The following is a 26213-nucleotide window of genomic DNA, read 5'->3' as shown; positions in this document are numbered from 1 at the left end:
CATGGCGATTGGCGCCCCGGTGAACGAGGCCGACGTGCGGCGGCGCCGGCTGGCGCGCGCCGAAGCCCAGCAGATGGCGCGCAACCGCCGCTGGGAAAAGCGCAAGGCCAACATGGCCAAGCGGGTGACGCGCGGCTTCTTCGCGTTTCTGGCTTCGCTGCTGGCCTTCATCGTCTATGGTTGGACGGCGGGCGGCGCCGGCATCGGGCTGTTTCTGCTGGCGCTTGTGCTGCTGCCGATGGCTGGCATTGCCGGCATGCTGCTGCCGCTCGGCGGCCCGGATGTCGACAAGATCGACAAGGCGACCCCGGCGGAACTGCCCGGCATCACCGAGGCCTTGCTGGACAAGCAGCGCCGGCAGTTGCCGCGGCTGGCGGCGCCGCAACTGGATGGCATTGCCGTGCAACTGGCGGCGCTGGAAACCCAATTGGCGCGCGTGCCCGCCGATCATCCGGTGGCGCAGGATATCGGCCGGCTGCTCGGCAGCCATCTGCCCGAACTGGTCGACCGTTATACCCGCATCCCGCCGATCCAGCGCGCCAATGTGGTGGAACATGATGGCCGCACGCCCGAAGCCACGGTGGTCGACGGCCTGAAGACGGTGGAAGCCGAACTGGCGCGCGCGTCGGCGCTGCTGGCGGAATCGGATCGTGATGGCCTGCGCGTGCAGGGCCGCTTCCTGGAAGCGCGCTATGGCGAGGGGCAGGGTTAGGCGGCCTCGCGCAGCGCTTTCAAGGTTTCGACTTCCTGCGGATTGCGGGCGAGAATTTCGATCAGGCCGATGGCCGCGTCGCTTGGTGCCATCAACCCACTTTCGTATTTCTGGAACGCGCGCCGGCCGCCGCCGATCAGGCGACCCGCTTCTTCCTGCGTGAGGCCCAGTTGCTTGCGCACGCGCCGGACATGGGCGGCATAGGCCGTCTTCAGTTCGTGGTAGATACGATCACTTTCAGTCAGATCGGTGCCGCTGAACAGGGCATCGCTGTCATCGTCCGGATACCAGCCGGGAACATCAATGCCGCGGGCGAAGGCCCCGAACCGGATGGTCTGCACCCGCACGCCGCGCCGCAGCAGCTTGCCGGTCTGCGGATGGATCCGTTCTTCAGTCATTGGCCGCGTTTCTGATGAAATCGCCCGGTTCGAGTGCTTGCACAACATCCACGATATCCGCCAACCCGAAGCCCAGGTTGCGGGCGGCAAAGACTGCGGTCCGGGTGATTTCCAGTGTCGCCATGCTGGCGAACTTCGCTTTCACCGCCTGCAGATCATGGTGCGGGCGGCGTTTGATCATGCGATCTGATACACCTTGAGGGTTAAAAGGGCAACGCCCGCGCCAGCACGGCCGCATAGATTGCCGTCAGCCCCTCCACGTCGGCCACCGCCGCCTGCTCATCCACCTTGTGCATGGAAAGGCCCGGCAGGCCGAATTCGACGACCGGGCACAGGCGGCGGATGAAGCGGGCGTCGCTGGTGCCGCCGGTGGTGGACAGGTCGGGCGATTGGCCCGTGACCTGCGCAATGGCATCGGCGACCAGCGACGACAGCGGGCCGGGTTCGGTCAGGAAGGCTTCGCCTGAGATCTTCACCTCGACATGATTGGCCGCGGCGTGGACGGCGACGGTGCGGCTTATCCAGTCGGACAGGGACGCGCCGGTGTGTTCGTTGTTGAACCGGATGTTCACGCGCGCGCGGGCCTGGGCGGGGATGACGTTGGTGGCCGCGTTGCCGACATTGATATCGGTGATTTCCAGATTGCTGGCCTGGAACCAGGCGTTGCCTTCATCCAGCACCCGCGCCTTCAATTCGGCGAGGATGGTCACCAGCGGCGTGATCGGGTTCGACGCGCGCTGCGGGTAGGCGACATGGCCTTGCGCGCCGTTGACCGTGATCCAGGCATTCAGGCTGCCGCGCCGGCCGATCTTCATCATGTCGCCCAGCCGCGCCTGGCTGGTGGGTTCGCCCACCAGGCACAGATCGGGCACCAGATCATTGGCCTCCAGCCAATCCAGCATCATGTTGGTGCCGAAGGTGGCGGGGCCTTCTTCGTCGCCGGTGATGATCAGGCTGATGCGGCCCTTGGGGGGGCCGTTGGCCAGATGCTGCGCGCAGGCGGCGACCATCGCGGCCAGCGCGCCCTTCATGTCGGCGGCGCCGCGGCCGACGACGAAGCCGTCGCGCACTTCGCCCGCGAAGGGGCCCAGGCTCCAGCCGGCCAGATCGCCGGCCGGCACCACGTCGCTGTGGCCGGCGAAGGCAAAATGCGGGCCTGAAGATCCCGATATGGTGGCGAACAGATTGTCGATCGGGCCATCGGGCGGATGGCCGAATGGCAGCCGCGTGCAGGCAAAGCCCAGCCCGCTGAGCGCAGTTTCCAGCACATCCAGCGCGCCGGCATCGGCCGGCGTCACACTGGGGCAGCGGATCAGGGCTTGGGTGAGCGCAATCGGATCGATCATGGCCCGGCCTTGCGCATCAACACCGCCAGCCGGTCAAGATAGGCGGCGATGCGCCGTGCATTGACGCCGAGATCGCCTTCCCCCACGCGGGATTTCGATCGCACATCGATGCGGGTGCCGGTGGCAGTCGCGGAGAGCCGGATCACCACATCGTCGCGAAAGCCCCACCAGGCGACGCGCGCGACCGCTTCGATGCGGCCGGCGGCGCGGTCCGCAGCGATGATCTGCCAATCCTTGTCGCATGCCGCCAGCGCCAGATCATAGGCTTGGGGACGCGGCACCGGCAGATCCAGCGGGCGGATGTCGGGATAGGCGCGGGCCTGTTGCGCCGCGAAGGCCGGGTTGTAACCGATCGGCGTCACATCCTCACCCCGGATATCGCCATTGATCGCCGCAAAGACCGGCGGGTCGAGCGTGTCGGTGCTGATGTCGTTGATCGGCGGCTTGTCACTGCCGGCCACCGCCAGCGCAAGGGCGGCCGCTACCGCCGCAAAGCCGACTGCCGCGGCCACCACCGTGACCGTGCCGCCACGCCGGCGCAGCAACTGCACCAGGCACCAGATCGCGCCGATGCCGGACAGCAGCGCCGCCATGACAAACAGGCCCAGCGCCGCCTGCCAGCCCAGCACGTCATACCGGTGCAGCGGCCCGGCCAGCAGCACCAGCAGCGCCGCGGCCAACGTGGCGCGGGCGATGTTGGCGGAAAAACCCGATCTGGCGCCGGCCGCATCGGCCATCAGCGCCGCACCCCGCCCGGCACATCATAGCGGGTGAAGTTGTAATCCTCTGCCATTGCGGCATCGCGCCACTCGACCACGAACGGGTGTTCGAGCACGCGGTCCACATAGGCGCGCGCGGTCGCGCCCACCTTCAGATGATAGGAATCGATGCGGGTGCAGGTGGGCGCGAACATGATGTCGGCGGCGCTGAAGCGGCCGAACAGCCAGGGTTCGCCAGTGTCGGCACCAAAACGCGCCAGCGCTTCCTCCCACAAGGCCTCCAGGCGGCGCACATCGGCCTGCACATCGGCCGGGGCGACGAAATCCGGGAAATGATGTTGCAGGTCCATCGGGCAGTTGCTGCGCAGCGGGGCAAAGCCGCTGTGCATTTCGGCGCACATGGAATAGGCTAGCGCCCGCGCCCGCGGTTCACGCGGCCAGAACCGGTCGTGCCCGGCCTTGTCGGCGAGATAGAGGATGATGGCCAGCGAATCCCACACCGCTTCGCCATGATCCCACAGCACCGGCACCTTGCCCGATGGCATGTCATGCTTGGCCTCGCCGGAAATCCAGGCGGGCGAATCCATCACCCTGAGTTCGGTTTCGAACGGCAGCAGCGATTGCCGCGCGGCGAGCCAGCCGCGCATCGACCAACTGGAATAGGTGCGATTGCCGATGATGATCTTCATGGAGTGCAGCCCCCGTTTCTGGATGGCCGCAACCATCGCGCAATCGGTTCATGCCGGCAACCCGCTGGCGTCTGCGGGCGGCATTTGCCGGCTCCCGCGCAAGCGCAGTTGCGCTGGCGCTGGACGCGGCGGCGGCTTTGCGGCAAGGAACAGGGGATTTTGGGGCAACAGACGGGATCAACATGCCTGACAATACGGGAATCGTCGTGGACACCGGCCTTGTGCGCGAACTGGCCGAGCTGCTCGACGCCAACAACCTGACCGAGATTGAAGTGCAGGATGGCGAGCGGGTGATCCGCGTCGTGCGCGCTGCCGCACCGGTCAGCGTGACCGCTGCGCCGCAATATGCGCCGGCCTATGCGCCCGCGCCGCCTGCTGGCGGCTGGCCGGCCCCGCCGCCGCCCACTTCGGCTGCGTCCACCCCGGCGTCTTCGGCGGGCGACGATCTGCGCAATCATCCCGGCGTGGTGAAATCGCCGATCGTCGGCACCGCGTACCTCACGCCGGAACCGGGCGCTGCGGCGTTCGTATCGGAAGGGGCCACCGTGAAGGTGGGCGACACACTGCTGATCATCGAAGCCATGAAGGTGATGAACCCGATCACGGCGCCGCGCGCCGGCACCGTGCGATCGATCATGGTGAAATCCGAACAGCCGGTGGAGTATGACCAGCCCTTGCTGATCATCGAGTGACGCCGGTGTTCAAGAAGGTCCTGATCGCCAACCGGGGCGAAATCGCGCTGCGCGTGCACCGCGCCTGCCGGGAAATGGGTATCCGCACCGTCGCCGTGCACAGCACGGCCGATGCCGATGCCATGCACGTGCGGCTGGCCGATGAAGCCATCTGCATCGGGCCGCCATCGGCCGCCGAATCCTATCTGAACATCCCGGCGATCATTTCGGCCGCCGAGATTGCCCAGGCCGATGCCATCCACCCCGGTTACGGCTTCCTGTCGGAAAACGCGCGCTTTGCCGAAATCGTGCAGGAACATCGCATCACCTGGATCGGGCCCGATCCCGAACATATCCGCAAGATGGGCGACAAGGTGGAGGCCAAGCGCACCGCCGCGCTGCTCGGCCTGCCGCTGGTGCCCGGATCGGATGGGCCGGTCGAGAGCATGGAAGAGGCGCTCGCGGTGGCCGAGATCATCGGTTATCCGGTGCTGGTCAAGGCCGCGTCTGGCGGCGGTGGCCGCGGCATGAAGGTGATCCCCGATGCCGCCAGCCTGCCCGGCCTGATCAGCCAGGCCAAATCCGAAGCCAAGGCGGCCTTTGGTGACGACACCGTCTATATCGAGAAATATCTTTCCGAACCGCGCCACATCGAATTCCAGATTTTCGGCGACGGCCACGGCGGCGCCATCCATCTGGGTGAGCGCGATTGTTCGTTGCAGCGCCGCCACCAGAAGGTGCTGGAAGAGGCCCCGTCGCCGGCGCTGGGCGCGGCGGAACGCGCCCGCATGGGCGAAGTGGTGCGCGGCGCCATTTCCAAGCTGAAATATCGCGGTGCCGGCACCATCGAATTCCTGTGGGAAAACGGCGAGTTCTTCTTCATCGAGATGAACACCCGCCTGCAGGTCGAACATCCGGTGACCGAAGCCATCACCGGCATCGATCTGGTGCGTGAACAGATCCGCGTCGCATCGGGCCTGCCGTTGTCCGTGACCCAGGAGCAGATCAATTTCGAAGGCCATGCCATCGAATGCCGCATCAATGCCGAAGATCCGGCGACCTTTGCGCCGTCTCCGGGGCGCGTCACCGATTTCCACCAGCCCGGCGGCCTGCATGTGCGGGTCGATTCGGCGCTCTATGATGGCTATCGCATCCCGCCTTATTATGATTCGCTGATCGCCAAGCTGATCGTGTATGGCGCGACGCGTGACGATTGCCTGATGCGGTTGCGGCGCGCGCTGGAGGAGTTCGTCATTCATGGCCCGAAAACCACCATCCCGCTGCACCAGGCCCTGATCGAGGATCCGGATTTCCGCGCCGGTGATTATTCGATCAAGTGGCTGGAACGCTGGTTGGCGGCCAAGGCGGATCTGGCGGCGAAGGCCGCGGAAGCGGCGGGATCGCCCGACCCCTGATCACATTGGCGGTGGCGTTGGCCGCGTACGCAAGGCAAACTGTTCATCGTGAGCCGGCCGATCGTCAACCGCCTCGATCCCGAAATGCTGCTGCGCGCCTATGCCAGCGGCATTTTCCCGATGGCCGAGCGCGCCGATGCCACCGAAGTATTCTGGGTGGAGCCGCGGCGACGCGGCGTGTTGCCGCTGGATGGTTTCCATCTGCCGCGCAGCCTCGCCAAGACGCTGAAGCAGCAGAATTTCCGCTTCACGGTCGATCGTGCCTTCGCCGATGTGCTCGCCGCCTGTGCGCGCGCAGCGCCGGGGCGCAGCGAGACCTGGATCAACCCGCTGATTGCCGAAGCCTATCTGGCGTTGCACCAGCGCGGTGATGCGCATTCGGTGGAGGCGTGGACCCCCGAAGGGGCCCTGGCCGGCGGCCTTTATGGCGTGCGGCTGGGCGCGGCGTTTTTCGGCGAATCGATGTTCACCAACGTGCGCGATGCCAGCAAATGCTGCCTCGCGGCGCTGGTGGCGCGGCTGCGGCTGGGCGGGTTCCAGTTGCTCGATACGCAATTCCTGACCAGCCACCTGGCCGGCTTTGGGGCCACGGAGATTTCGGCGCGCGACTATCGCGGTTTGTTGGCGGCGGCGGTTTCCGGTTCGGCGGATTTCTGGGCCGCCGATGATGCCGGCGCCGGGATCCGCGGCTTTGGCCCGTCGGGAAAACGCATCGTGCAGCTTTTGAGCCAGACGTCGTAGCGCGGGTGCTCCATCACGTTCAGGCTGGGGGTTTCGGCATAAAGCCAGCCGGAAAACACCCGCCGCGCCGGCTGGCCGCGCAGCGTTTCGTTCACCTGCAGGAACGCACCTGACAAGGTGGGGGATTCCCACGGCGGGGTGGTTTCGCAGGTGCGCGCGATGATGCGGATGCCGGTGAAATCGACATATTGGCCCGGCTTCAGCGTGAAATACTGCGTCTTGCCGGTGCGCTTGGCCAGCGCGCCGATCACCAGCACGCGATCCTTCACCGGGGTGGGCGCGGTGACGCCCAGGGCTGGTTTCGGTGCTGCTGGCGGGGCAGGGGTAGCCGACGCCGGCGGTGATGCTGCGGGCGGGGCCGGCTGGGCGATCGCCGGGCCGGCCGCCAGCCCCGCCAGCAGCAGTCCAAGTAGGTTGCAGCGCACCATTCCCTCCCCCTTGCGGGGAGGGCGACTCGCGCCCCTTGGCGCGAGCGGGGTGGGGGTTGCGCGAGTGGTCACGAAAGGCAGGTTCCCCCACCCCGCTCGGCTGGCGCCGAGTCGCCCTCCCCGCAGGGGGGAGGGAGCCGGGAGTGCTTCAATCAAAGCGCAGCTTTGCCTAGGGCTTGGGCGCATCGGCGCTGCCCTGGGCGGCTGGCGGTTCCCCGCCGGACCTGTTCACCACGCTGCCGATCAGGCCCATCAGATCGGGCGCGCCCGATGTTTCGACGATTTCCTCGCCATCCTTCAGCAGCGCCGGGTCACCGCCGGGCGTCAGTGCGATGAAATTGCCGCCAAGCAGGCCTTCGGAACTGACGGCAGCCGACGAATCGATCGGCAGTTTCAGGCCGCGGTCCACCGTCAGCTTCAGCACCGCCTGATAGCTGGTGGGATCCAGCTCCAGCCCGGCCACCTTGCCGACCCGTACGCCGGCGACCTTGACATCGGTGCCCAGCGTGACGCCGCCGATGTTGGGAAAGCGCGCCAGCAGGGTGACACCGTCCTGGCCGCCGCCCGCCCCGGTGCGTGCCCAGGCAAAGCCGACAAAGCCCACCGCCATCATCACGACCAAAAGGCCGACAATGGCTTCGATCAGATTGTCTTTCAGGGTGCTGGCCATGGCCCTTGTCAGGCGTCCGGCGTCCAGGCGCGGTAATCACCCGTGGTCGCCGCGCGCTTGGCTCCCGCAATCAACGCGCCGCTGGGGCGGTGGGCCAGCCTGGTGCCGGTGGCATTGGGCGTCCAGCCGCGTTCCCAGGTGCGGGTGACCAGCGGCTTGGTGCTGGGCGGATCATTGACGGTGCGGTGCATCCACAAATGCCATTCCGGCGGGATACGGCTGGCTTCGGGTTCGCCGTTGTAGATCACCCAGCGCTTCTCGGTGGGCCCGCTGCCCTTGCGGTAATAGATATTGCCCTGATCATCGCGGCCGACCTCAACGCCATGGCGCGCGGTGAACAGACGTGTGGTGAGGCCGGGGCCGTTCCACCAGGTAAAGAGCATCGAAAGCAGCGACACGGGCAGGTTCCTTCGCACCACCCCAAGCATATTTTGCCGCAGCCGCGCAACCCCAGCGACGTTCGGATAGGCGCGCAGCGAAAAAGCCGCTAACCACCCTCCCCATGAACCAGCACCCAATGGCGCCTGCCGCGTGAACCGCGCCCTGGCCTTCATCTTCGTGACCGTGCTGATCGACGCGATCGGCTTTGGCATCGTCATCCCGGTGTTTCCGGAATTGATCATGAAATTGACCGGGCGTGATCTGGGCAGCGCCGCGCAGGTGTCGGGCTGGATCGCCTTCCTGTACGCCAGCGTGCAGTTCGTGATGGGGCCGGTGATCGGCGGGCTGTCGGATCGTTTTGGCCGGCGGCCGGTGCTGCTGGCCAGCCTGGCGGCGTTCAGCCTCGACTATCTGGTGATGGCCTATGCGCCCACACTGGCCTGGCTGGTGGCGGCGCGGGTGGTGGCCGGCATCACCGGCGCCACCTTCCCCACGGCCTATGCCTATATCGCCGATGTGACGCCGCCGGAGAAGCGCGGCGCGAATTTCGGCGTCATCGGCATGGCCTTCGGCTTCGGTTTCATCATCGGGCCGGCGCTGGGCGGGCTGGTGGCGAAATTTGGATCGGAAGTGCCGTTTCTGCTGTCGGCGGCGCTGGCGATGGGCAATTTTGTCTATGGCCTGTTCGTGCTGCCCGAATCGCTGCCGCCGGAACGGCGCCGGCCCTTTGCCTGGCGGCGCGCCAATCCGGTCGGCGCGCTGGTCTGGCTGAAATCGGCGCATCCGGTGGTGCTGATGCTGGCTGCCACCGTGCTGGTGTGGACGATTTCCTACCAGTCGCTCTATTCGATCTGGTCGTATCACGGGCAATTGCGCTACGGCTGGACACCGGAACAGGTCGGCTGGAGCCTCGCCGCCGTCGGCGTGTCGGGCGCCCTGGTGCAGGGCGTGCTCAGCCGGCGGTTGATCCCGCGCTTCGGCCAGCGCCGCATCATCATCTTCGGGCTGATTTCGGCGGTGGCCGGCTACAGCACCTATGCGATGGCCGATGTCGGTTGGATGGTTTACCTGGGCATCGCGGTGTCGTGCTGCCAGGGCCTGGTGTTCCCCTGCCTGCAAGGCCTGATGTCGGCCGAGATCGGGCCGACCGAGCAGGGCGAACTGCAGGGCGCGGTGGCGTCGATCCAGAGCCTTTCGGCGATCATCGGCCCGCCGTTGATGACCAACACTTTCGGCTGGTTTTCCGGTGGCGGTGCGCCGGTCTATGCGCCGGGGGCGCCGTTCGTGCTGTCGCTGGTGTTTGTGGGATTCACGGCGGTGCTGTTCTTCCGCGCCCACGCCGGCCGGCGCGTGGTGGCGGCGGGCTGATCTCTCCCCTCCCCTTCAGGGGAGGGGTCGGGGGTGGGGCTGTGCCGCCGGGGCCGCCGTTTGGTCCTCACTGCGCATTCCCACCCCCAGCGCCTCTCCTAAAGGGGAGGGGAATTGAACCACGGCGTCATGCGCGCCAAGGCCTCTTCGACCAACGGCGTCGACACGGCAAAGCTGAAGCGCAGATAGCGATGCCCATCCACCGGATCGAAATCGAAACCCGGCGCGCAGGCGACGCCGGTATCGCGCAACAACTGTTCAGCCAGCGCCATGGCATCGTCGGTCAGATGGCCGACATCGGCCCAGATATAGAAGGCGCCATCGGGCGGGGCGATCCTGGTCAGGCCCATCGCCGGCAGCGCCGCCAGCATCAGCGCGCGGTTGGCGGCATAGCGGGCGATGTGGCCTTCGAGTTCGTCCACACAGTCCATCGCCACCAGCCCGGCATGCTGCGACAGCGTGGGCGCGGTGAGGAACAGATTGCCCATGCGCGCCCGCGCCGCACCCAGCAGATCATCCGGCGCCACCAGCCAGCCCAGCCGCCAGCCGACCATGGAGAAATATTTGGAGAAGCTGTTCACCACCAGCGCGTCGGGCGCATGTTCCAGCGCGCTCGCCACCGGGCCGACGAACGACAGGCCGTGGTAGATTTCATCCGAAACGATGCGGATGCCGCGCACCTTGCACACGGCGGCGATGGCGGCCATTTCGTCGGCGGGGATGATGGTGCCGGTGGGGTTGGCCGGGCTGGCGATGATCACCCCGGCCGGCGCGGGATCGAGCGCGGCGAGATGCGCGGCGGTGATCTGGTATCGGCTGTCCGCCCCGCAGGCGATCTCCTGGGGGATCATGCCCAGCGCCCGTACATTGTTGCGATAGGCGACATAGCCGGGGCGGGCGATGGCAATCACATCGCCGGGGCGGAAGGCCGAGCTCAGCGCCAGCACCAGCGCTGGTGACGCGCCGCAGGTGAGGATGATGCGTTCGGGGGCCACTGTCACGCCGTGGCGGTCGGCATAAAGCTTTGCGATTCGGGCCTTGAGCGGTTCGGATTCCCAATAGCTGCCGGGATCCGTGGCCAGCACATGCTGCGCCCGCGCAATGGCAGCGGCGGGCGCGCCGGTGGAGGGCTGGCCGAATTCCATGTGGATGATGCTGCGGCCTTCGCCCTCCAGTTGGCGGGCCAGGCGCGACAGGGCGATGGCGTGGAACGGCTCGACGGGATCAGGGCGGTGCATGGGCGATGCCTTAGCAAGGATGTGTGTGCGTTGCACAGGGTGGCCGGCGCTGGCATGACGCCGCGATGATATTGCGTTTCCTCGCCCTGTTGCTGATGGTCTGGCCGCTGGCCGCGCGAGCCGCCACGGTGGCGGCGGCGGCCGATCTGCGCACGACGCTGCCGGCGCTTGCGCAGGCCCACGAAGCCGCCACCGGCCAGCGCATCACCCTGGTGTTTGGATCGTCGGGCAATCTGGCGCAGCAGGCGATGAACGGCGCGCCCTATGATCTGCTGTTGATGGCCGATGCCGCCACGGCGCAGCGCGTGGTGGCAGCCGCGCCCGGCGCGGTGGCCCGCCCCTATGCGCTGGCGCGGCTGGCGCTGGTGGTGCGGCCGGGCGCTGGCGTGCGCGATCTGAACGGTTTGAAGGCGGCGCTGATCGATGGCCGCGTGCGCCATCTGGCGATCGCCAATCCGGCCCATGCGCCCTATGGCCTCGCCGCGCAGGGCGTGCTGGCCAGCCTGGGCGCGCGCGCAGCGGCGCTGCCGCGGCTGGTGCTGGGCGACAATGTCGCCCAGGCGCTGAGCTTCGTGACCAGCGGTGCGGCCGAGGCCGGGCTGGTGGCGCTGCCGCTGGCCCGGCAGGCGGGTGGCGGCCTGAGCGTCGTGCCGGTGCCGCCAGCCTTGCATGCGCCGCTGGTGCAGACATTGGTGCTGATGCCGCGCGCTGATGCGGCGGCGCGCGCGTTCGCCGCCCGGCTCACCGGGCCGCAGGGGCGCGCGGCGCTGCGCCGGGCGGGCTTCGGCCTGCCATGATTGACGCGGATCTGACGGCGCTGCGCCTGTCGCTCGCGCTGGCCGGCGCGACGGCACTGATGCTGCTGCCGGTGGCCGTGCTGCTTGGACATTGGCTCGCCACTACGCGCTGGCCCGGCAAGCCGCTGCTGGAGGCGCTGCTGCTGCTGCCGCTGCTGTTGCCACCGACCGTGGTCGGGCTGGCGCTGCTGATCGCCATGGGGCCGGACACGCCAGTTGGCCGGGCGTGGGCAGCGCTCACCGGTGGCCGGCTGGTGTTCAGCTTTGCCGGCATCCTGCTGGCGTCGGTGCTGATCAACCTGCCGCTGGCCGTGCAACCGGCGGTGCAGGCGTTTCGCGGGGTCGGCGATGATCTGCGCCGGGCGGCGTCCAGTTGCGGTCTGTCGCCAAGCCGCGCCTTTGCCCGCGTGGACCTGCCACTGGCCTGGCCGGGGCTGGCAACCGGCGCTGTGCTGGCGTTTGCGCACACGCTGGGCGAATTCGGCGTGGTGTTGATGGTCGGCGGCGCGATTCCGGGCGAAACGGCGACGCTCAGCCTGACCATCTATGATCGGGTGCAGGCGTTCGACATGGCCGGCGCGGTGCGGCTGGCGGTGCTGCTGGCCGGGGTCAGCGTGACCGCGGTGGCGCTGCTGTTCCTGCTGGGGCGCAAGCGTGGTTGAGGGCCTGACGCTGGCGCTGACCCAGGCCGGCCCGCTGGCGGTGTCGGCGGACTTGCACGTGCTGCCGGGGCAGACGCTGGCGCTGGTCGGGCCATCAGGAGCGGGCAAGACCAGCCTGCTGAATGCCATTGCCGGGCTGGTGCCGGCGGTGGGCCGGGTGCAGGTGGGCGATGATGTGTGGCAGGATGGCCGGCAAGGCCTGCCGGCATGGCGGCGGCGCGTCGGGCTGGTGATGCAGGGCGGTGGGTTGTTCCCCCATCTCGATGCGCTGGGCAATGTGATGATCGCGCAAGGCCGCCGCGATGCCGATGCGGCGCTGGCGCTGCTGGCGGCGGTGCAACTCGACGGGGCCGCGGCTCGCCGCCGGCCAGCACAACTGTCGGGCGGGGAGCAGATGCGCGTCGCCTTGGCACGGGCCCTGGCCCGCGAACCGGCGCTGCTGCTGCTCGATGAACCCTTCGCTGCCGTCGATCGCCCGGTGCGCCGCGCGCTGGTCGCCCTGGTGGCGCAGATGCGCGTGATGAGCGCCGCGCCGATGATCATCGTCACCCATGATCTGGAGGATGCCGCCGGCATTGCCGATACCGCCGCCTTCATGGTGGATGGCCGCATCGTCGAGCAGGGGCCGCATGTGCTGGCCGATCCGGAAAGCCAGCTTGGCCGCTGGCTGAACGGTTAGAACAAGGCCGCCAGCACGGCATAGCGCCCGCCCTTGGCCAGCGTGACCAGCGCCAGGAACAGCCAGGGCGGCGTGCGCGCGGCGCCGGCGATCAGGGTGAAGCCGTCGCCGATGATCGGCAGCCAGCTGAGCAGCAACGTCCCCACGCCATAGCGATTGAACAGGCGCGTGGCTCGCTGCCAGCCCGCATCCGTGAGCGGAAACCAGCGCCGATGCCGAAAGCGCGCCGCCGAACGGCCGAGCAGATAGTTGAGGCACGCGCCCAGCACATTGCCGGCGGTCGCCACCGCCACCAGCAACCAGGGCGACAGGCTGCCGGCGTGCAGCATGGCGGCCAGCACCAGTTCCGATTGCGCCGGCAGGATCGATCCGGCCAGCAGCGCGTTGCCGAACAAGGCAATCAGGGCGGCAGCATCGGTGACCATCTGCGGCGGCATAGCCGGGCCGGGGCGGCTGACCAAGCCCGGCACGCGCCAAACCTTCAAACGAGGGTTCGCAGGCGCGTTCTTCTGTTCAGTGGCGGAGTCGGAGTCCTACTTAGTAGGGTCTAGAGAGCTTCTTCTGGCTACTGTAATACCAGCAAGATCAGTCGGTTAACGAGCAGCGTTAACGGTCAAGCACGCAAAGACAAGCACCAAGGTCGGTTACACAGCCGACGGCAAGCAGGCCGGCCTAAACCTGCAGGTGGCCTTGGGGCCGGACGGTTAGGGCAATTACGCAAGTGCGTTCGGTGCTTTTCAAACCGTAAAAGCTATGGCAACAACCGCCATCTGCTCGGGTCTGAACAGCCTTGGCAGTGCACATGTGTGCGGAGCACGGAACCGCCTATGTCGGGCGGCTCCCGAAATATAATACCTCTCGTAGGAAATACGGGAGGCATGCTGCCCCGTGCTCGCATGTGTTCAACCACCCGGCATCAGCCGGTTCGGACACGGGGGCTTATTATGTTTCAAAATAGCGGGACTCACCCTTCCTTTGGCTGTGCTCCTTCAGGAAAGCGTCAAGCATTGCGCCTGCTAGCCATTGCCCCGATTGTTCTCTGCCTTTCAGCTTGTGGCGGTGGAGGCACTGGGGGTGGCGTAAACCCAATACCCGCGCCTCCCCCGACGCCGTCGCCTACGCCAACGCCGACCCCAACGCCGACGGCTTTTTCTAACTGGCAATCAGTCCCCGTAAATGGGACTCTTAGGCTGTCCGGGAGCACAGTCGAGGCTCCCTACAATAAGCCATCTGGATTAAGTTCTTCTGGAACTTTGGGTACTGTAATTGCAGGAAGCCTCGTAACGGATATCACCTATAACGCAGGTGCTCAGACTGGAATCTCTGTACAGGGCGGCCTGTCATCCGTAAATTTCAACAACTCTGACGGATCGACAAAGGTACGGCTTGCTGCCAACCCAAATATTATAAAATATGCTTCCCCGAGCGGAAGTCCGTCATTAATTATGGTTGATGCACCATCAGCCGGGTATTCCTATATGAGTTATGGCGCATGGAGTGGATTAACTACAAGCGGGGGGGTTATCAACGGCTTCCAAGGTGGCACCGCAACTCAGGGCACATCAGTACCAACAACAGGTTCAGTAACATATAATGGCACCTCTACTGGATATTACTCGTCCCAAGGAGGAGTTAATGTTAGAGAAAGCACGGGTGCCGTCACCCTAGAAGTAAATTTTGGATCAAGATCAATAGCTTTTCGTTCAGGCAGCGGCGCGCAACCTATGTTTGGACTGCTAAGCTATAACGTCGGTTCTAGTGCATTTTCCGGACAAGTTACATCGGTAGACCCAATTGGAACCGGCGAGAAATTATTTGGGTTTTCTGGGACACTTGCTGGCAATTTTTATGGCCCAGTAGCGCAAGAAGTTGCTGGCACATTTTTTATGATTAGTAATTTCGGCTCCTGCACTCCTTGCCAATACGTAGGAGCATTCGGAGCCAAGAGGCCGTAACAATGCTGTTATCGGCTTTGAACGCCCCTGTGCAGGTCATTGCTTCTTCGCCTGCAGAGATTGATGGCGAATTCCAATTCGCATTGCGCCTGATCGATGTTGGTCAGGCGGCAGTGGCGGTCCCTATCCTTGAGCGTCTTTACGGACAGACCAGAGCGATACGCATCCGCTTAGAATTGGCCCGTGCACTCTGGTTTAATGGCCGCGCTGAAGAGGCGCGCGCGCTTTTTGTCGAGATATATCAGTCAAACCCGCCTCCAGCGGTGAAGGTCACGATCCTCAAATTCACCGATCAGATTGACCGTAAGCGCGGCAAGCTAAGCCTGAGCGTTTCAATAACGAAAGCATCTAACCCACTCAACCAACCTGCGGAGGTTCAACTCTTCTTCCTTGGCAGTCCGTTCACCCTTCAGCTAAGCCAGAAGGACAAAAATCTGTGGGGGTTCATCCTCAGTGCGGGATACGAGCGAACGTTTACTAATGGTTATGATGTGCGCGCCAACGTCTCGTTTCGTGAAATGCCAAAACACCCGGACGTTAATATGTTGGTCGGCAATGTGTCTGTCGGCAAGCAGATCAGGAACAAACCGCTAGAAGTAAGGATCGGCGCTCAGTTTGAGCAGATGACCAACCGATCCTATCGGCTGCCCTATGTCGAGGTAGGCTATCGGAGAATAATTAATCAAAAGTTGGAATTCCAACCTCGCTTGCAGGTTGGATACTATCACTTCCTGCCGGGCGATGGCCTGTCTGGCATGAACTATCGTGCGACTGCACCTGTCACCTACACTTTTAATCCTGCCATGGCTGTATCCGTCGGACCAACGTTTGAAGTTCGCGATGCTTCGTTCGCCGAGCAACGTTATGTTAATGCGGGGGTGGATTTCGAGGCAGCGCTCAACTTTAAGCGGGTGACAGTCGCGGCGACATTTTACCCTTATGTGACCCAGTTCTGGCGTACTGATCCATTCTGGGGGCAGAGGCGGTCGGATAAGGCGCTTTATGTTGGGGCAGCGATTAGTTCGGACCGGGTCAGGTTCAGGGGCTTCCTCCCAACTTTAAACCCCTTCTGCTCTCTGAACGATTCGAACATCGCTTATTACAGGGTCAACAACTGCGGCTTCAACATCGGGGTCAGGCAAATCTTCTGAGACATGAAGGCGGCTGCGGAGGAAGTGTTTCTCGACGCAGGGATGCAGAGGCGGATTTAGATTCGGATCGAACCCAATGAAAGAATCAGACTGTGCGGCTGGGCGCGGTGCTGGGATTGGCAAGGGTAACACCTGCTCGAATTGAACGGAACCACCATCCAACGAGCAGATCATTATGTAGGAAGGAAGCATGGGTCCCATATCTGGGAAAGGGGGGGGGTACCCCCGGGTGGGGTCTGGCTGAGCAGGAATTTGTAGGGGGTGGGGGTAAGTGTTCTTGCCGCCCCACATCCGCCCCAAGACCGGTTCCAAAGGTGGGTAGAAGGGTGGGTATTACCCCCACCCTTCTTTTAAGAGATTGAAAACATTGAATATATGGCGGAGTCGGAGGGATTCGAACCCTCGGATCCAGTTACCCAGATCGGCAGTTTAGCAAACTACTGGTTTCAGCCACTCACCCACGACTCCGGACGAGACGGCGGCTATAACCACTTGGCTGCGCGCTTGGCAACAGCTTTGCGGTCACAGCCGCCGGCAATCAGCGCCCGACCGCCAGATAGGCGAAGCCATGCCTGGCCATCTCGCTGGGGCGGTAGATGTTGCGCAGGTCGGCAATCGCCGGAGTCTTCATCACCGATTTGACGCGCGCCAGATCGAGCGCGCGGAAGGCTTCCCATTCGGTCACGATCGCGGCGACGTCGGCGCCTTCCAATGCTTGGTAGGGCGTGTCGAAATAGGCGACATCCTTCAGCACCAGTTGCGCCTGTTCGGTGCCTTCCGGATCATGCGCGCGAATGGTGGCACCGGCCTTCTGCAGTTCTTCGATGATGGCGATCGACGGCGCATCGCGCATGTCGTCGGTGTTGGGCTTGAAGGTCAGGCCGATGATCGCCACCGTCTTCCCGGCCACGTCGCCGCCGGCCAGGCGAATCACCTTTTGCGCCATGCGGCGCTTGCGATCCTCGTTCACCGCCGCCACGGTTTCGACAATGCGCACCGGCGAGTTGTAATCCTGCGCGGTCTTGATCAGTGCCAGCGTGTCCTTGGGGAAGCAGCTGCCGCCATAGCCGGGGCCGGCGTGCAGGAACTTGCTGCCGATGCGGCCATCCATGCCGATGCCGCGCGCCACGTCCTGCACATTGCTGCCCACCGCCTCGCACAGATCGGCCATTTCGTTGATGAAGGTGATCTTGGTGGCGAGGAAAGCGTTGGCGGCATATTTGGTCACTTCCGCCGAGCGGCGGCCCATGAAAAGCAGCGGCGACTGGTTGATGAACAATGGCCGGTACAGTTCGGTCATCACGGCGCGGGCGCGATCATCCTCGGTGCCGACGACGATGCGATCCGGGTGCTTGAAATCGCCGATGGCGGCACCTTCACGCAGGAACTCCGGGTTGGACGCGACGGCGAATTCGGCATCCGGGCGTTCTTCGCGGATGATGCGCTCCACCTCGTCGCCGGTGCCGACCGGCACGGTGGATTTGTTCACCACCACCACATATCCCTTGATCGCCTGGGCGATTTCGCGGGCCGCGGCATAGACGTACGACAGATCGGCATGGCCATCGCCGCGCCGCGATGGCGTGCCCACTGCGATGAACACCGCTTCGGCGCCTTCGATGCCGGCGGCCAGATCGGTGGTGAAGCTAAGCCGCCCGGCTTTCACATTGCTGGCGACCAGCGTGTCCAGCCCCGGTTCATAGATCGGCATGATATTGTTGTTCAGCCGGTCGATCTTGGACGGATCCTTGTCCACACAGACAACGGTGTGGCCGAAATCCGCGAAGCAGGCCCCCGAAACCAGTCCGACATAACCTGAGCCAATCATTGCGATACGCATTGCAGTAATTCCCGGGCTGGCGTGAGGATTCGTGTGATGCGGGTGCGGCTAGCACAGGGCAACCGCGCGCGCTACAACAGGAATTGCGATTTTGGTGGCTTGCCGGGTCAGGCCTGGTTCACATCGTGGCAGCCATATCGGCAGAGGTTTTCCTGGAGCTCGGCATGACAAGCACGTCATTATCCACTGCAGTGTCGCTGTTGTTGATGGCGACGATCGGCGGCCCGGCCTTCGCGCAAGCCGTGCCAGCCGAACAACCCGCGCCAGCCCAGCCGTCGCCGCCGCCGCCAGCCACCGCGCCGGTCTATGCCGAGGACGATGTGCTCGGTGCAGCCGAAGATGTGTTCGGCAAGGGCGCCGAAGGCCTTGCCGAAATCGTCCGCAAGACGTTCAAGGATCGCGGCCAGCCCAACGCCTATATCGTCGGCCGGGAGGTGGGCGGCGCCTTCGTCGTCGGCGTGCGTTATGGCAGCGGGACGCTGTATCACAAGGTGGAAGGCCAGCGGAAAGTCCATTGGACCGGGCCATCGGTGGGCTTTGATTTTGGCGGTGACGGATCGAAGGTGTTCGCGCTGGTCTATAATCTCGACGATACCGAGGACTTGTTTCAACGCTTCCCGGCGGCCGAGGGCAAGGCCTATCTGATCGGCGGCTTCACCGCCAATTACATGCAGCGCGGCCGAATCGTGGTGGTGCCGATCAAGCTTGGCGTGGGTGCGCGGCTTGGTTTGAACGGCGGCTATATGCGCTTTTCCAAGAAGGGCCGGGTGCTGCCGTTCTGATCCCGTGTTCTCGCCGGTTCAGGTCAGCGCCCCCAGCAACGCCTCGCCCGCACCCAACCGCCGGATATTTTCCATCAGCCGCTCCATGATGCGGCGGTTGATATCGGGGTTGCTCCACGACACATGCGGGGTGATGCGGCAGCGGGCGTGGCCCAGCAGAGGATGGCCGGCCGGCAGCGGTTCGGGATCGGTGACATCCAGGCTCGCCCACAGCCGGCCCTTGTCCAGTTCTGCCAGCAACGCATCCTGATCGATCAGGCCGCCGCGCCCGACATTGATGATGTGTGCGTCCGCCTTCATGCGCGCCAGCCGATCGGCGTTCAGCAGATGCTGCGTGGCTGGCGTGATCGGCGCGGCCAGCACCAGATGATCGGCGCGCGCCACCACCTCATCCAAAGGTGCCACCTTGATCCACGCCTGCGGCGCGGGCGCATTGCTGCCGCGCGCAGCGATGATGGTCATGCCGAAGGCGTGGGCATAATGCGCGACCTGGGTGGCGATATTGCCCAGCCCGACCAGGCCAAGCGTGCGGCCATGCAGCGTGCCGAGCGGTTGCGCGACGAACTGCTGGCGTTCCGGCCACGCGTCGTCCGACGTCAGGATGATGCTGGCCAATTGCTTGGCGTGGGCCAGCATCACCGCCAGGGCATATTCGGCAATCGGAATGGCGGTGGTGCCCGATGCGCTGGCCACGGTCGCTTCGAACAGCCAGGGCGGATAATCATCGGCGCCGGCGCTGGCCAGTTGCACCAGTTTCACCGTGCCCGGCCAGCCGGCGGGGCGCGGCGCGTCCAGCGCCTGGGCGCGATCTTCACCTTCGCCGTGCAGCACGAACAGCACATCGACATCGGTGGGCAGCGCCCAGCGATCCGCCTGCGGCACATGCGTCGCCGAGGTGACACCGGGCAAGCCGGCCAGCATCGCCGACATCGGCGGCGCGAATTGATGGGCGATGCGCATGTTCATTCCCCTTTTGCTGAACCCTAGCGGCAAGCGCGGCGGCTCGCTACAGGGGCGTGTCGTTCACTTTTGCCAGAGAAGGTTGCCATGGCCAGCATCACGATCACCACCCGCAGCGGCGAAGAGCGCGTGCTGCCCGCACAAATTGGTCTGAGCGTGATGGAAATCATCAAGGACGCCGGTATCGATGAGCTGCTGGCGCTGTGCGGCGGCTGCTGTTCGTGCGCCACCTGCCATGTGCATGTGGATGAAGCCGATATGGCGCGCACCGGCCCGGCCAACGCCGATGAAGCCGATCTGCTCGATTCGTCGGATCACAACCAGCCGAACAGCCGCCTGTCGTGCCAGATCCCGTTCACCGCCGCCCTGGACGGCCTGCGCGTCACCATCGCGCCGGAAGATTGAGCCTGACCGTGGGGCCGTCGATGGCGCTGGTGCTGGCATCGGCCAGTCCGCGCCGGCTTGATCTGCTGGCCCGGCTGGGGCTGGTGCCGGCGGCGGTGGACCCGGCCGCGATCGACGAATCGCCGGGCAAGACCGAACTGCCGCGGGACCATGCGCGCCGGCTGGCCCGCGAAAAGGCGCTGGCGGTGGCGCCGCGCCATGACGGCCAGATCGTGCTGGCCGCGGACACGGTGGTGGCCGTGGGCCGGCGCATCCTGCCCAAGGCCGAAGATGAGGCCACGGCGCGTGCCTGCCTGGCGCTGCTGTCGGGCCGGCGGCATCGGGTGTTGACCGCCGTGGCGGTGGTGGATGCCGGCGGGCAACTGCGGGAGCGCTTGAGCGAGACGGTGGTGACCTTTCAGCGGTTGACGGCGGCGGACATCGATTGGTTGATTGCGCGCGGCGATTGGCAGGGCAAGGCCGGTGGCTATGCCATCCAGGGCGCTGCGGAGGCGTTTGTGCGCAGCCTGTCGGGCAGTTTTTCCGGCGTGGTTGGCCTGCCGCTGAACGACACGCGCCTGCTGTTGGCGGCCAGCGGCTGGCGCGAATGACGGCGTTGGTTGAGGCGGCACCGGGCGCGGCGCGCGCGCTGCTGCTGAATGGTGACAGTGTGATCGAAGCGCATCTGCGCCGCAATGATGTGGCGCTGCCGTTCGGATTGGTGGCGCCGGCGCGGCTGATTCGCCGCGATGCCGGGCACGCGGTGGTGCAAATTGCCGGCGAAGAGGCGCTGCTCAGCCCGCGCCCGGCCGATTGGCACGAAGGCCAGACAAGGCTGGCCCAGGTGGTGCGCGAAGCCCGCAGCGACGGCGCGCGCGACAAGCAGGCGCGGGTGGTGGCCCATGCTGGCCCGGCGCAGGCCCCGCCGGCGCTGGCCGATTCGTTCGAACAGCCGACACTGGTGACGCCCTTTGGCGCGGACCGATTGGGCGAAGCCAACTGGGATGCGGTGGTGGAGGAGGCGGTGACCGGCGTGGTCGATTTCCCCGGCGGCCGCCTGCTGATGGCGCCGACGCCGGGCATGCTGGTGATCGATGTTGATGGCCCCGGCGATCCCGGCCGTCTCGCCGAAGCCGCCGCCATCGCCGTGGCCGCCGCGATTCGCCGCCATGGCATCACCGGCCCGGTGGTGGTGGATTTCCCGTCGCTCGGCGGCCGGGCCGCGCGTGCGATCGTGGATGCGCTGCTGGCCACACATCTGCCGAACCCGTTTGAAAAAACCGCCATGAACGGCTTTGGCCTGGTGCAGATCATCCGGCCACGCGGGCGCCTGTCGCTGCTGGAGGAGGCACGGCGGCCGGGTTTTGCCGCGCTGGAACTGCTGCGCCGCGCCATGCGGTTGACCGGCGCCGTGACGATCAGTGGCCCGCCATCGGTGCACGACTGGCTCGGCGCGCGGCCGGCGCTGGTCGCGGAACTGGCGCGGATCACCGGTGGTCGCGTGGCCGTGGAACGAGGAGAAATGCCCCATGTCCAACAAGGCTGATTCGCCCAAGGCATCGGCTCCGCGTCCCTGCGTCTATTGCCGCAAGCAGCCCGCCGTGGCGGCGTTCAAACCGTTCTGTTCGGAAGGCTGCCGCAGCCGCGACCTGAATGCCTGGCTGTCCGACGTCTATGTCATCCCCGGCAACGCCAATGAGGACGAACTTTCTGACATGTCGGCGCTGGACAAGCCGCACGAGGCTGGCTAATTGCCGTCCTCCCACGCCGGCCACCCAGCCGCGCGCGCTGTGGGCCCGGGTAGCTCAGGGGTAGAGCAGGGGATTGAAAATCCCCGTGTCGGTGGTTCAAATCCGCCCCCGGGCACCATTTTCTCTGGCCGCAAAAAATCGGCTGGGCCGTGGGCGCCGGTTTTCGGCGGCAAGCCTCTTCCAATGGTGATCCAGTTGCGCCATTGCGCTGGCCATGAACCTCGCTCGCTTCCCCCGTCGCCGCTACACGCCCGGATTCACCCCGCTGGAACCGCTGCCGCGCCTTTCCGCTGCGCTGGGTGGCGCGGAATTGTGGATCAAGCGCGATGATCTGCTGGGGCTGGCCGGGGGTGGCAACAAGACACGCAAGCTGGAATTTCTGGTCGCCGATGCGCTGGCCAAGGGCGCCGACACGCTGATCACGGTGGGCGCGCCGCAGAGCAATCATTGCCGGCTCACCCTGGCCGCCGCCGCCAGGGAAGGGCTGAAGTGCCGGCTGGTGATCGAGGAGCGGGTGCCCGGCAGCTATGCCACTGAAGCGCTGGGCAACAATCTGCTGTTCGATCTGATGGGCGCCAGCAACGTCCGCATGGTCAAGGCTGGCGCCGATCTGGCGGCCGAGATGGCGGCGGATGCGGCGGCGGTGACCGCGGCGGGTGGGCGGCCCTATGTGATCGTCGGCGGCGGGTCTTCGCCGTTGGGGGCGCTCGGCTATGCCGCGTGCGCGCAAGAGATCATGGACCAGAGCTTCGAAACGGGTGTGGCGTTCGATCGGATCGTGGTGGCTTCGGGCAGCGCCGGCACCCATAGTGGCCTGGTCGCCGGGCTGGTCGCCCTGAACGCCGGCATCCCGGTGACTGGCGTCAACGTGCGCCGGCAACGCGTTGAACAGGAAGCCAATGTGCTGAAGCTGGCGCAGGCCACCGCCGATCTTCTGGGCACGCCGCAGCCGGTGGCGGGCGATATTGTCTGTCTGGACGAATGGGTTGGCCCCGGATATTCGCTGCCGACGCGCGACATGGTGGCGGCGGTGCGGCTGTTGGCGGCGCAGGAAGGCATTTTGCTCGATCCGGTCTACAGCGGCAAGGCCATGGCCGGGCTGATCGGGCTGGTGCGCGATGGCCGCATTGCGGCGGGGGAACGCGTGTTGTTCCTGCACACTGGCGGTTCGCCCAGCCTGTCGGCCTTTGCCCATGTGCTGCGCGATCCCGAACTGAACTGATGCCCGCCTATCGGGTCATCGGGGTGATCGGCGGCATGGGACCGGCGGCAACGGCCGATTTTCTGGCCCGATTGGTGGCAGGCGTGACAGCCCTCCACGATACGGACCATCCCCGCGTGCTGATCGACAGCAACCCGCATGTGCCCGATCGCAATGCCGCGGTGCGTGGGGATGGGCCGTCGCCAGGCCCGGCGCTGGCCGCAATGGCGCAGGCGTTGGTGGCGCAGGGCGCGCAGGTTCTGGCGATGCCGTGCAATGCTGCCCATGGCTGGGCCGATGCGATCGATGCCGGCGTGCCGTTTGTCTCGATGATCGATGCCGCATTGGCCGAAGCGCTTGGCCACCGCCCGCGCTGTATCGGCGTGCTGGCAGTGGGCGCGACGCTGGCGCTCGATCTTTATGGCCGCGCCAGCCCTGTGCCGGTGATCGCGGGCGATCTGGCGGTGGTGCAGCCGGCGGTGAACGCCATCAAGGCCGGGGACCGCAGCGATGCGGTGCGCGCCGCGTTGGCCGGCGAAGCAGCGCGATTGGCGCTGAGCTGCGACGTGATCATCGCCGCCTGCACCGAAGTGCCGCTGCTGCTCCGCCAAGCCGACGTGTCCGTGCCGCTGATCGATTCGACCGCCGCGCTGGCCCGCGCGACATTGGCGGCAGCGGCATTGCCCGATATGGATGGATGATGACCCAGACCATCGCTGCCGTGCTCGACACCATGGGCGCCGCCCGCCCCTATGCCACCTCGCGGCCGCTCAGGTTGGCGACGCTCGATCTGGCGCCGCCCGGCCCCGGTGAACTGCTGGTCCGCATCGAGGCTGCCGGCCTGTGCCACAGCGATCTTTCGGTGGTGAACGCCGATCGTCCGCGCCCGCTGCCGATGGCGCTGGGCCACGAAGCCGTCGCACGCGTCGAAGCCGCCGGGCCGGGCACGCGCTTGCCGCCGGGTGCACGTGTGGTGATGGCGTTCCTGCCGGCGTGCGGCCATTGCACGGCCTGCCACAGCGGCGAATCCTGGTTGTGCCCCAACGGCGCGGCGGCCAACGGCAAGGGCGAATTGCTCGGCGGCGGTTTTCGCCTGTCGGAATGCGGTGCGCATGTGCACCATCATCTCGGCCTGTCGGCCTTTGCCAGCCACGCGGTGATCGATGAGCGCAGCTGTGTGGTGATCGATGATGATATCCCCGCCGAGATCGCCGCGCTGTTCGGCTGCGCCGTGCTGACCGGCGTGGGCGCGGTGTTCAATTCGGCCGTGGTGCGCCCGGGCGAGAGCGTAGCCATCTGGGGCCTGGGCGGGGTTGGCCTGGCCGCGCTGATGGGCGCGATTGCCGCCGGCGCCGAGCCGGTGATCGCCATCGATCCGGTCGCGGAAAAGCGCGCGCTGGCGCTGGCGCTGGGTGCGCGGGCCGCCGTTGCCCCCGAAGACGCCGCCGCCGCCTTTGCCGCCCACGGCGCGCCGCGCGTCGCCATCGAAAGCGTCGGCAGCGGCAAGGTGCTGGCTGAGGCGTATCGCACTGCGGCGCGCGGTGGGCGCATCGTCACGGTGGGCCTGCCCAACCCGGCCGACCCGTTCACCATTCCGGCCGTGCAGCCGGTGGCGGAGGCGAAGACGTTGATCGGCAGCTATATGGGATCGGCGGTGCCGGCGCGCGACATTCCGCGCTACATCGCGCTGTGGCGCGCCGGGCGCCTGCCGGTGGAGCGGCTGCTGACCAGCGTGCGGCCCATGAGCGAGATCAACGATGCGCTCGATGCGCTGGCCAGCGGCCAGGCGGTGCGCCAGATCTTGATCCCCTGATGCTGGCCTTATGGGTGGCGGCCGGGGCGGTGCTGGGGTTGATTGCCGGCAGTTTCCTGGCGCTGCTCACCTGGCGCTGGCCGCAGGGACAGGCGATCACCGGGCGGTCGCATTGCGATGCGTGCGGCGTGGTGCTGGGGCCACTGCAACTGGTGCCTTTGTTGTCCTTTCTGGCGCAGCGGGGTCGCTGTGCGCGCTGCGGCACGGCCATTGCGCCGCGCCATCTCGCCATCGAACTGGCGGCGGCTGCCATCGGCGCGGCGCTGTTGTGGCGCTGGCCGGGGGTTGATGGGCTGTTGTTGGCGCTGGTCGGCTGGTGGCTGCTGACGCTGATCATCCTCGATGCCGAGCACCAATGGTTGCCGGACCTGTTGACCCTGCCGTTGATCCCAGTGGCGTTGCTGCTGCCCGGCCCGCCATTGTCGGAGCGGCTTTGGGGGGCCGGGCTGGGCTTTGCCGGCCTGTGGCTGGTCGGGGTCGCCTATCGCTGGTGGCGCGGGCATGATGGTCTGGGCGGCGGCGATCCCAAGCTGCTGGCCGGGCTTGGGGCGATGCTGGGGGCGTGGGCCTTGCCGCTGCTGATCAGCGCGGCGGCCGGTGTGGGCCTGGGGCTGGCCGGCTGGGATGCGCTGCGCGGCCGCCATGTGACCGGGATGACGCGGCTGCCGCTGGGTGCCTTGCTCGCCGGGGTGGCGTTGATCGGCCTGTGGATCGGGCCAGGCTGGAGGGAACTGCTGCGATGAACCATTTTGCCGGGGCCCAGCGTTTGCCCGACAAGCGGGTGGAGTTGCTTCAGAAGAAGAAATTCCTTTCCGCCGCCGAATGTGCCGGCCTGGTCGCGCTGATCGATGTCCACCGCCGGCCTTCGACCATCACCGATGCCTATGGCGCATCGGCCGATTTCCGCACCAGCGAAACCGCGGATCTGCCGACCGATGATGCACTGGTCGGGACGGTCTATCGCCGGCTGGCCGATTATGCTGGCCTGCCGCTGGCCCATGCGGAGGCATTGCAGGGCCAGCGCTATGCCCCGGGCCAGCAGTTTCAGATGCACACTGACTATTTCGAGCCGACGGGACTGGATTTTTTCCCGCACACCGAAGACGGCGGCCAGCGCACCTGGACGATGATGGTCTATCTCAATCAGCCCGATGCCGGCGGCGCGACCCGCTTCCAGCATCTGAACAAATTGTTCCAGCCGGAAACCGGCAAATTGCTGGCCTGGAACAATCGTTTGCCCGATGGCACGCCCAATCCGTCCACGCTGCACGCCGGCCTGCCGGTGCGCGCTGGCACCAAATATATCATCACCGCCTGGTTCCGCGACCAGCCACGGCGGTTCCCGCCGGTGGTGTAGAATCCTTGCGATCAAGTTCAGCGCCCAACGCCCTCCCCGCAAGCGGGAGGGAGCCCAAAACTCTGACTTCAAAAAACAAAACCGCCGGCGCTGTTGCCAGCGCCG

General features: G+C 65.9%; 31 protein-coding genes, 2 tRNA genes and 1 pseudogene. 21 read left to right on the top strand and 13 right to left on the bottom strand.

The window, feature by feature from the left end; all coding sequences use genetic code 11:
• Position 1: 1 nt before the first annotated feature.
• On the top strand, positions 2–712 hold the full coding sequence (locus tag ABWP22_RS07385; protein WP_353199311.1) for a hypothetical protein: 711 nt from the start codon (positions 2–4) through the stop codon (positions 710–712).
• Here ABWP22_RS07385 and ABWP22_RS07380 read toward each other — a convergent pair.
• Genes ABWP22_RS07380 through ABWP22_RS07360 form a run of 5 tightly spaced genes read right to left on the bottom strand, consistent with a single transcriptional unit; the run spans position 709 to position 3864 of the window.
• Complete coding sequence (locus ABWP22_RS07380) at positions 709–1110, bottom strand: type II TA system antitoxin MqsA family protein (RefSeq protein WP_353199310.1); 402 nt, start codon at positions 1108–1110, stop codon at positions 709–711. The two genes, ABWP22_RS07385 and ABWP22_RS07380, sit on opposite strands and share 4 nt — an antisense overlap.
• Positions 1103–1291: a type II toxin-antitoxin system MqsR family toxin gene (locus tag ABWP22_RS07375; RefSeq protein ID WP_353199309.1), complete on the bottom strand. Its 189-nt coding sequence runs from the start codon at positions 1289–1291 to the stop codon at positions 1103–1105. The genes ABWP22_RS07380 and ABWP22_RS07375 overlap by 8 nt, the downstream gene beginning before the upstream one ends.
• A gap of 22 nt (positions 1292–1313) precedes the next feature.
• Positions 1314–2456: a succinyl-diaminopimelate desuccinylase gene (dapE, locus tag ABWP22_RS07370; protein ID WP_353199308.1), complete on the bottom strand. Its 1143-nt coding sequence runs from the start codon at positions 2454–2456 to the stop codon at positions 1314–1316.
• On the bottom strand, positions 2453–3193 hold the full coding sequence (locus ABWP22_RS07365) for a DUF1499 domain-containing protein (RefSeq protein ID WP_353199307.1): 741 nt from the start codon (positions 3191–3193) through the stop codon (positions 2453–2455). The genes dapE and ABWP22_RS07365 overlap by 4 nt, the downstream gene beginning before the upstream one ends.
• Positions 3193–3864 carry a glutathione S-transferase gene (locus ABWP22_RS07360; RefSeq protein WP_353199306.1) on the bottom strand — a complete coding sequence of 224 codons (672 nt, stop codon included), beginning with the start codon at positions 3862–3864 and terminating at the stop codon, positions 3193–3195. The genes ABWP22_RS07365 and ABWP22_RS07360 overlap by 1 nt, the downstream gene beginning before the upstream one ends.
• A gap of 182 nt (positions 3865–4046) precedes the next feature.
• Here ABWP22_RS07360 and accB point away from each other — a divergent pair, with 182 nt between their 5' ends.
• The 3 genes from accB to aat are packed head-to-tail and all read left to right on the top strand — an operon-like array spanning position 4047 to position 6691.
• The gene (gene accB, locus ABWP22_RS07355; protein ID WP_353199305.1) at positions 4047–4556 is read left to right on the top strand and encodes an acetyl-CoA carboxylase biotin carboxyl carrier protein; all 510 of its coding nucleotides are present in this window, start codon (positions 4047–4049) and stop codon (positions 4554–4556) included.
• 5 nt (positions 4557–4561) lie between these two features.
• On the top strand, positions 4562–5950 hold the full coding sequence (gene accC / locus ABWP22_RS07350) for an acetyl-CoA carboxylase biotin carboxylase subunit (RefSeq protein WP_353199304.1): 1389 nt from the start codon (positions 4562–4564) through the stop codon (positions 5948–5950).
• Positions 5951–5998: 48 nt separating this feature from the next.
• Positions 5999–6691: a leucyl/phenylalanyl-tRNA--protein transferase gene (gene aat, locus ABWP22_RS07345; RefSeq protein WP_502951099.1), complete on the top strand. Its 693-nt coding sequence runs from the start codon at positions 5999–6001 to the stop codon at positions 6689–6691.
• Positions 6692–6726: 35 nt separating this feature from the next.
• Here aat and ABWP22_RS07340 read toward each other — a convergent pair.
• From ABWP22_RS07340 to ABWP22_RS07330, 3 genes and pseudogenes are all read right to left on the bottom strand, one after another.
• A pseudogene (locus ABWP22_RS07340) lies at positions 6727–7119 on the bottom strand (DUF2155 domain-containing protein); the annotation flags it as partial.
• A gap of 169 nt (positions 7120–7288) precedes the next feature.
• Positions 7289–7789 carry an outer membrane lipid asymmetry maintenance protein MlaD gene (gene mlaD, locus ABWP22_RS07335; protein WP_353199303.1) on the bottom strand — a complete coding sequence of 167 codons (501 nt, stop codon included), beginning with the start codon at positions 7787–7789 and terminating at the stop codon, positions 7289–7291.
• An 8-nt stretch (positions 7790–7797) separates the two neighbouring features.
• Positions 7798–8187, bottom strand: a complete 390-nt coding sequence (locus ABWP22_RS07330) for an NADH:ubiquinone oxidoreductase subunit NDUFA12 (protein WP_353199302.1) — start codon at positions 8185–8187, stop codon at positions 7798–7800.
• 133 nt (positions 8188–8320) lie between these two features.
• Here ABWP22_RS07330 and ABWP22_RS07325 point away from each other — a divergent pair, with 133 nt between their 5' ends.
• The gene (locus tag ABWP22_RS07325; RefSeq protein ID WP_353199301.1) at positions 8321–9538 is read left to right on the top strand and encodes a TCR/Tet family MFS transporter; all 1218 of its coding nucleotides are present in this window, start codon (positions 8321–8323) and stop codon (positions 9536–9538) included.
• A gap of 98 nt (positions 9539–9636) precedes the next feature.
• On the opposite strand, the gene ABWP22_RS07320 is transcribed toward ABWP22_RS07325, so the two are convergent.
• Entirely contained in the window at positions 9637–10776 is a 1140-nt protein-coding gene (locus ABWP22_RS07320; protein ID WP_353199300.1) for a pyridoxal phosphate-dependent aminotransferase, read from the bottom strand.
• 65 nt (positions 10777–10841) lie between these two features.
• Between ABWP22_RS07320 and modA the strand changes: the two genes are divergently transcribed.
• The 3 genes from modA to ABWP22_RS07305 are packed head-to-tail and all read left to right on the top strand — an operon-like array spanning position 10842 to position 12914.
• Positions 10842–11573 carry a molybdate ABC transporter substrate-binding protein gene (gene modA, locus ABWP22_RS07315; protein ID WP_353199299.1) on the top strand — a complete coding sequence of 244 codons (732 nt, stop codon included), beginning with the start codon at positions 10842–10844 and terminating at the stop codon, positions 11571–11573.
• Entirely contained in the window at positions 11570–12235 is a 666-nt protein-coding gene (modB, locus tag ABWP22_RS07310; protein ID WP_353199298.1) for a molybdate ABC transporter permease subunit, read from the top strand. The genes modA and modB overlap by 4 nt, the downstream gene beginning before the upstream one ends.
• Positions 12228–12914, top strand: coding sequence for an ATP-binding cassette domain-containing protein (locus tag ABWP22_RS07305; protein ID WP_353199297.1), 687 nt, complete (start codon positions 12228–12230; stop codon positions 12912–12914). The genes modB and ABWP22_RS07305 overlap by 8 nt, the downstream gene beginning before the upstream one ends.
• Here the strand turns inward: ABWP22_RS07305 and ABWP22_RS07300 are convergent.
• Complete coding sequence (locus tag ABWP22_RS07300) at positions 12911–13384, bottom strand: YqaA family protein (RefSeq protein WP_353199296.1); 474 nt, start codon at positions 13382–13384, stop codon at positions 12911–12913. The genes ABWP22_RS07305 and ABWP22_RS07300 overlap by 4 nt on opposite strands.
• Positions 13385–14167: 783 nt before the next feature.
• On the opposite strand from ABWP22_RS07300, the gene ABWP22_RS07295 reads away from it, so the two are divergent.
• Together ABWP22_RS07295 and ABWP22_RS07290 are read left to right on the top strand one after the other, a co-directional pair.
• Positions 14168–14869: a transferrin-binding protein-like solute binding protein gene (locus ABWP22_RS07295; RefSeq protein WP_353199295.1), complete on the top strand. Its 702-nt coding sequence runs from the start codon at positions 14168–14170 to the stop codon at positions 14867–14869.
• Positions 14870–14871: 2 nt separating this feature from the next.
• Positions 14872–16020: a porin family protein gene (locus ABWP22_RS07290; protein ID WP_353199294.1), complete on the top strand. Its 1149-nt coding sequence runs from the start codon at positions 14872–14874 to the stop codon at positions 16018–16020.
• 376 nt (positions 16021–16396) lie between these two features.
• Here the strand turns inward: ABWP22_RS07290 and ABWP22_RS07285 are convergent.
• Positions 16397–16488, bottom strand: a tRNA-Ser gene (locus ABWP22_RS07285).
• A 70-nt stretch (positions 16489–16558) separates the two neighbouring features.
• Positions 16559–17860 carry a UDP-glucose dehydrogenase family protein gene (locus tag ABWP22_RS07280; RefSeq protein ID WP_353199293.1) on the bottom strand — a complete coding sequence of 434 codons (1302 nt, stop codon included), beginning with the start codon at positions 17858–17860 and terminating at the stop codon, positions 16559–16561.
• A 164-nt stretch (positions 17861–18024) separates the two neighbouring features.
• Between ABWP22_RS07280 and ABWP22_RS07275 the strand changes: the two genes are divergently transcribed.
• Positions 18025–18642, top strand: coding sequence for a DUF1134 domain-containing protein (locus ABWP22_RS07275; protein ID WP_353199292.1), 618 nt, complete (start codon positions 18025–18027; stop codon positions 18640–18642).
• 18 nt (positions 18643–18660) lie between these two features.
• Here the strand turns inward: ABWP22_RS07275 and ABWP22_RS07270 are convergent, their stop codons facing one another.
• Positions 18661–19602: an NAD(P)-dependent oxidoreductase gene (locus tag ABWP22_RS07270; protein ID WP_353199291.1), complete on the bottom strand. Its 942-nt coding sequence runs from the start codon at positions 19600–19602 to the stop codon at positions 18661–18663.
• Between the two features lie 87 nt (positions 19603–19689).
• Here ABWP22_RS07270 and ABWP22_RS07265 point away from each other — a divergent pair, with 87 nt between their 5' ends.
• The 10 genes from ABWP22_RS07265 to ABWP22_RS07220 all read left to right on the top strand — a co-directional run bounded on the left by ABWP22_RS07265 (position 19690) and on the right by ABWP22_RS07220 (position 26108).
• Positions 19690–20007, top strand: a complete 318-nt coding sequence (locus tag ABWP22_RS07265) for a 2Fe-2S iron-sulfur cluster-binding protein (protein ID WP_353199290.1) — start codon at positions 19690–19692, stop codon at positions 20005–20007.
• A gap of 20 nt (positions 20008–20027) precedes the next feature.
• Positions 20028–20597: a Maf family protein gene (locus ABWP22_RS07260; RefSeq protein WP_353199459.1), complete on the top strand. Its 570-nt coding sequence runs from the start codon at positions 20028–20030 to the stop codon at positions 20595–20597.
• Positions 20594–21532 carry a ribonuclease gene (locus ABWP22_RS07255; protein WP_353199289.1) on the top strand — a complete coding sequence of 313 codons (939 nt, stop codon included), beginning with the start codon at positions 20594–20596 and terminating at the stop codon, positions 21530–21532. The genes ABWP22_RS07260 and ABWP22_RS07255 overlap by 4 nt, the downstream gene beginning before the upstream one ends.
• Positions 21516–21737 (top strand): DNA gyrase inhibitor YacG, encoded by a 222-nt coding sequence (gene yacG / locus ABWP22_RS07250; protein ID WP_353199288.1) that lies wholly within the window; start codon positions 21516–21518, stop codon positions 21735–21737. Before ABWP22_RS07255 ends, yacG begins: the two co-directional genes overlap by 17 nt.
• Positions 21738–21780: 43 nt before the next feature.
• Positions 21781–21855 (top strand) — tRNA-Phe (locus ABWP22_RS07245).
• A gap of 96 nt (positions 21856–21951) precedes the next feature.
• Positions 21952–22959, top strand: a complete 1008-nt coding sequence (gene cuyA / locus ABWP22_RS07240) for a D-cysteate sulfo-lyase (RefSeq protein ID WP_353199287.1) — start codon at positions 21952–21954, stop codon at positions 22957–22959.
• Complete coding sequence (cuyB, locus tag ABWP22_RS07235; protein ID WP_353199286.1) at positions 22959–23639, top strand: cysteate racemase; 681 nt, start codon at positions 22959–22961, stop codon at positions 23637–23639. The genes cuyA and cuyB overlap by 1 nt, the downstream gene beginning before the upstream one ends.
• The gene (locus ABWP22_RS07230) at positions 23636–24751 is read left to right on the top strand and encodes a zinc-binding dehydrogenase (protein WP_502951098.1); all 1116 of its coding nucleotides are present in this window, start codon (positions 23636–23638) and stop codon (positions 24749–24751) included. Before cuyB ends, ABWP22_RS07230 begins: the two co-directional genes overlap by 4 nt.
• The gene (locus ABWP22_RS07225; protein ID WP_353199284.1) at positions 24751–25494 is read left to right on the top strand and encodes a prepilin peptidase; all 744 of its coding nucleotides are present in this window, start codon (positions 24751–24753) and stop codon (positions 25492–25494) included. The genes ABWP22_RS07230 and ABWP22_RS07225 overlap by 1 nt, the downstream gene beginning before the upstream one ends.
• Complete coding sequence (locus tag ABWP22_RS07220) at positions 25491–26108, top strand: prolyl hydroxylase family protein (protein ID WP_353199283.1); 618 nt, start codon at positions 25491–25493, stop codon at positions 26106–26108. Before ABWP22_RS07225 ends, ABWP22_RS07220 begins: the two co-directional genes overlap by 4 nt.
• Positions 26109–26213 lie beyond the last annotated feature (105 nt).

Origin of the sequence: Sandarakinorhabdus sp. (genome assembly GCF_040398665.1) — a bacterium.
Taxonomy (GTDB): Bacteria; Pseudomonadota; Alphaproteobacteria; order Sphingomonadales; family Sphingomonadaceae; genus Sandarakinorhabdus.
Note: the sequence above shows the minus strand (reverse complement) of the source record. Positions and strands in the feature narration are given on the sequence as shown.

Coding starts and splice junctions, on each gene's coding strand:
- ABWP22_RS07385 (WP_353199311.1), top strand. CDS start 2: ATGGCGATTGGCGCCCCGGTGAACGAGGCCGACGTGCGGCGGCGCCGG.
- ABWP22_RS07380 (WP_353199310.1), bottom strand. CDS start 1,110: ATGACTGAAGAACGGATCCATCCGCAGACCGGCAAGCTGCTGCGGCGC.
- ABWP22_RS07375 (WP_353199309.1), bottom strand. CDS start 1,291: ATGATCAAACGCCGCCCGCACCATGATCTGCAGGCGGTGAAAGCGAAG.
- dapE (WP_353199308.1), bottom strand. CDS start 2,456: ATGATCGATCCGATTGCGCTCACCCAAGCCCTGATCCGCTGCCCCAGT.
- ABWP22_RS07365 (WP_353199307.1), bottom strand. CDS start 3,193: ATGGCCGATGCGGCCGGCGCCAGATCGGGTTTTTCCGCCAACATCGCC.
- ABWP22_RS07360 (WP_353199306.1), bottom strand. CDS start 3,864: ATGAAGATCATCATCGGCAATCGCACCTATTCCAGTTGGTCGATGCGC.
- accB (WP_353199305.1), top strand. CDS start 4,047: ATGCCTGACAATACGGGAATCGTCGTGGACACCGGCCTTGTGCGCGAA.
- mlaD (WP_353199303.1), bottom strand. CDS start 7,789: ATGGCCAGCACCCTGAAAGACAATCTGATCGAAGCCATTGTCGGCCTT.
- ABWP22_RS07320 (WP_353199300.1), bottom strand. CDS start 10,776: ATGCACCGCCCTGATCCCGTCGAGCCGTTCCACGCCATCGCCCTGTCG.
- modA (WP_353199299.1), top strand. CDS start 10,842: ATGATATTGCGTTTCCTCGCCCTGTTGCTGATGGTCTGGCCGCTGGCC.
- modB (WP_353199298.1), top strand. CDS start 11,570: ATGATTGACGCGGATCTGACGGCGCTGCGCCTGTCGCTCGCGCTGGCC.
- ABWP22_RS07290 (WP_353199294.1), top strand. CDS start 14,872: ATGCTGTTATCGGCTTTGAACGCCCCTGTGCAGGTCATTGCTTCTTCG.
- ABWP22_RS07280 (WP_353199293.1), bottom strand. CDS start 17,860: ATGCGTATCGCAATGATTGGCTCAGGTTATGTCGGACTGGTTTCGGGG.
- ABWP22_RS07275 (WP_353199292.1), top strand. CDS start 18,025: ATGACAAGCACGTCATTATCCACTGCAGTGTCGCTGTTGTTGATGGCG.
- ABWP22_RS07270 (WP_353199291.1), bottom strand. CDS start 19,602: ATGCGCATCGCCCATCAATTCGCGCCGCCGATGTCGGCGATGCTGGCC.
- ABWP22_RS07265 (WP_353199290.1), top strand. CDS start 19,690: ATGGCCAGCATCACGATCACCACCCGCAGCGGCGAAGAGCGCGTGCTG.
- ABWP22_RS07260 (WP_353199459.1), top strand. CDS start 20,028: ATGGCGCTGGTGCTGGCATCGGCCAGTCCGCGCCGGCTTGATCTGCTG.
- ABWP22_RS07255 (WP_353199289.1), top strand. CDS start 20,594: ATGACGGCGTTGGTTGAGGCGGCACCGGGCGCGGCGCGCGCGCTGCTG.
- yacG (WP_353199288.1), top strand. CDS start 21,516: ATGTCCAACAAGGCTGATTCGCCCAAGGCATCGGCTCCGCGTCCCTGC.
- cuyA (WP_353199287.1), top strand. CDS start 21,952: ATGAACCTCGCTCGCTTCCCCCGTCGCCGCTACACGCCCGGATTCACC.
- cuyB (WP_353199286.1), top strand. CDS start 22,959: ATGCCCGCCTATCGGGTCATCGGGGTGATCGGCGGCATGGGACCGGCG.
- ABWP22_RS07230 (WP_502951098.1), top strand. CDS start 23,636: ATGATGACCCAGACCATCGCTGCCGTGCTCGACACCATGGGCGCCGCC.
- ABWP22_RS07225 (WP_353199284.1), top strand. CDS start 24,751: ATGCTGGCCTTATGGGTGGCGGCCGGGGCGGTGCTGGGGTTGATTGCC.
- ABWP22_RS07220 (WP_353199283.1), top strand. CDS start 25,491: ATGAACCATTTTGCCGGGGCCCAGCGTTTGCCCGACAAGCGGGTGGAG.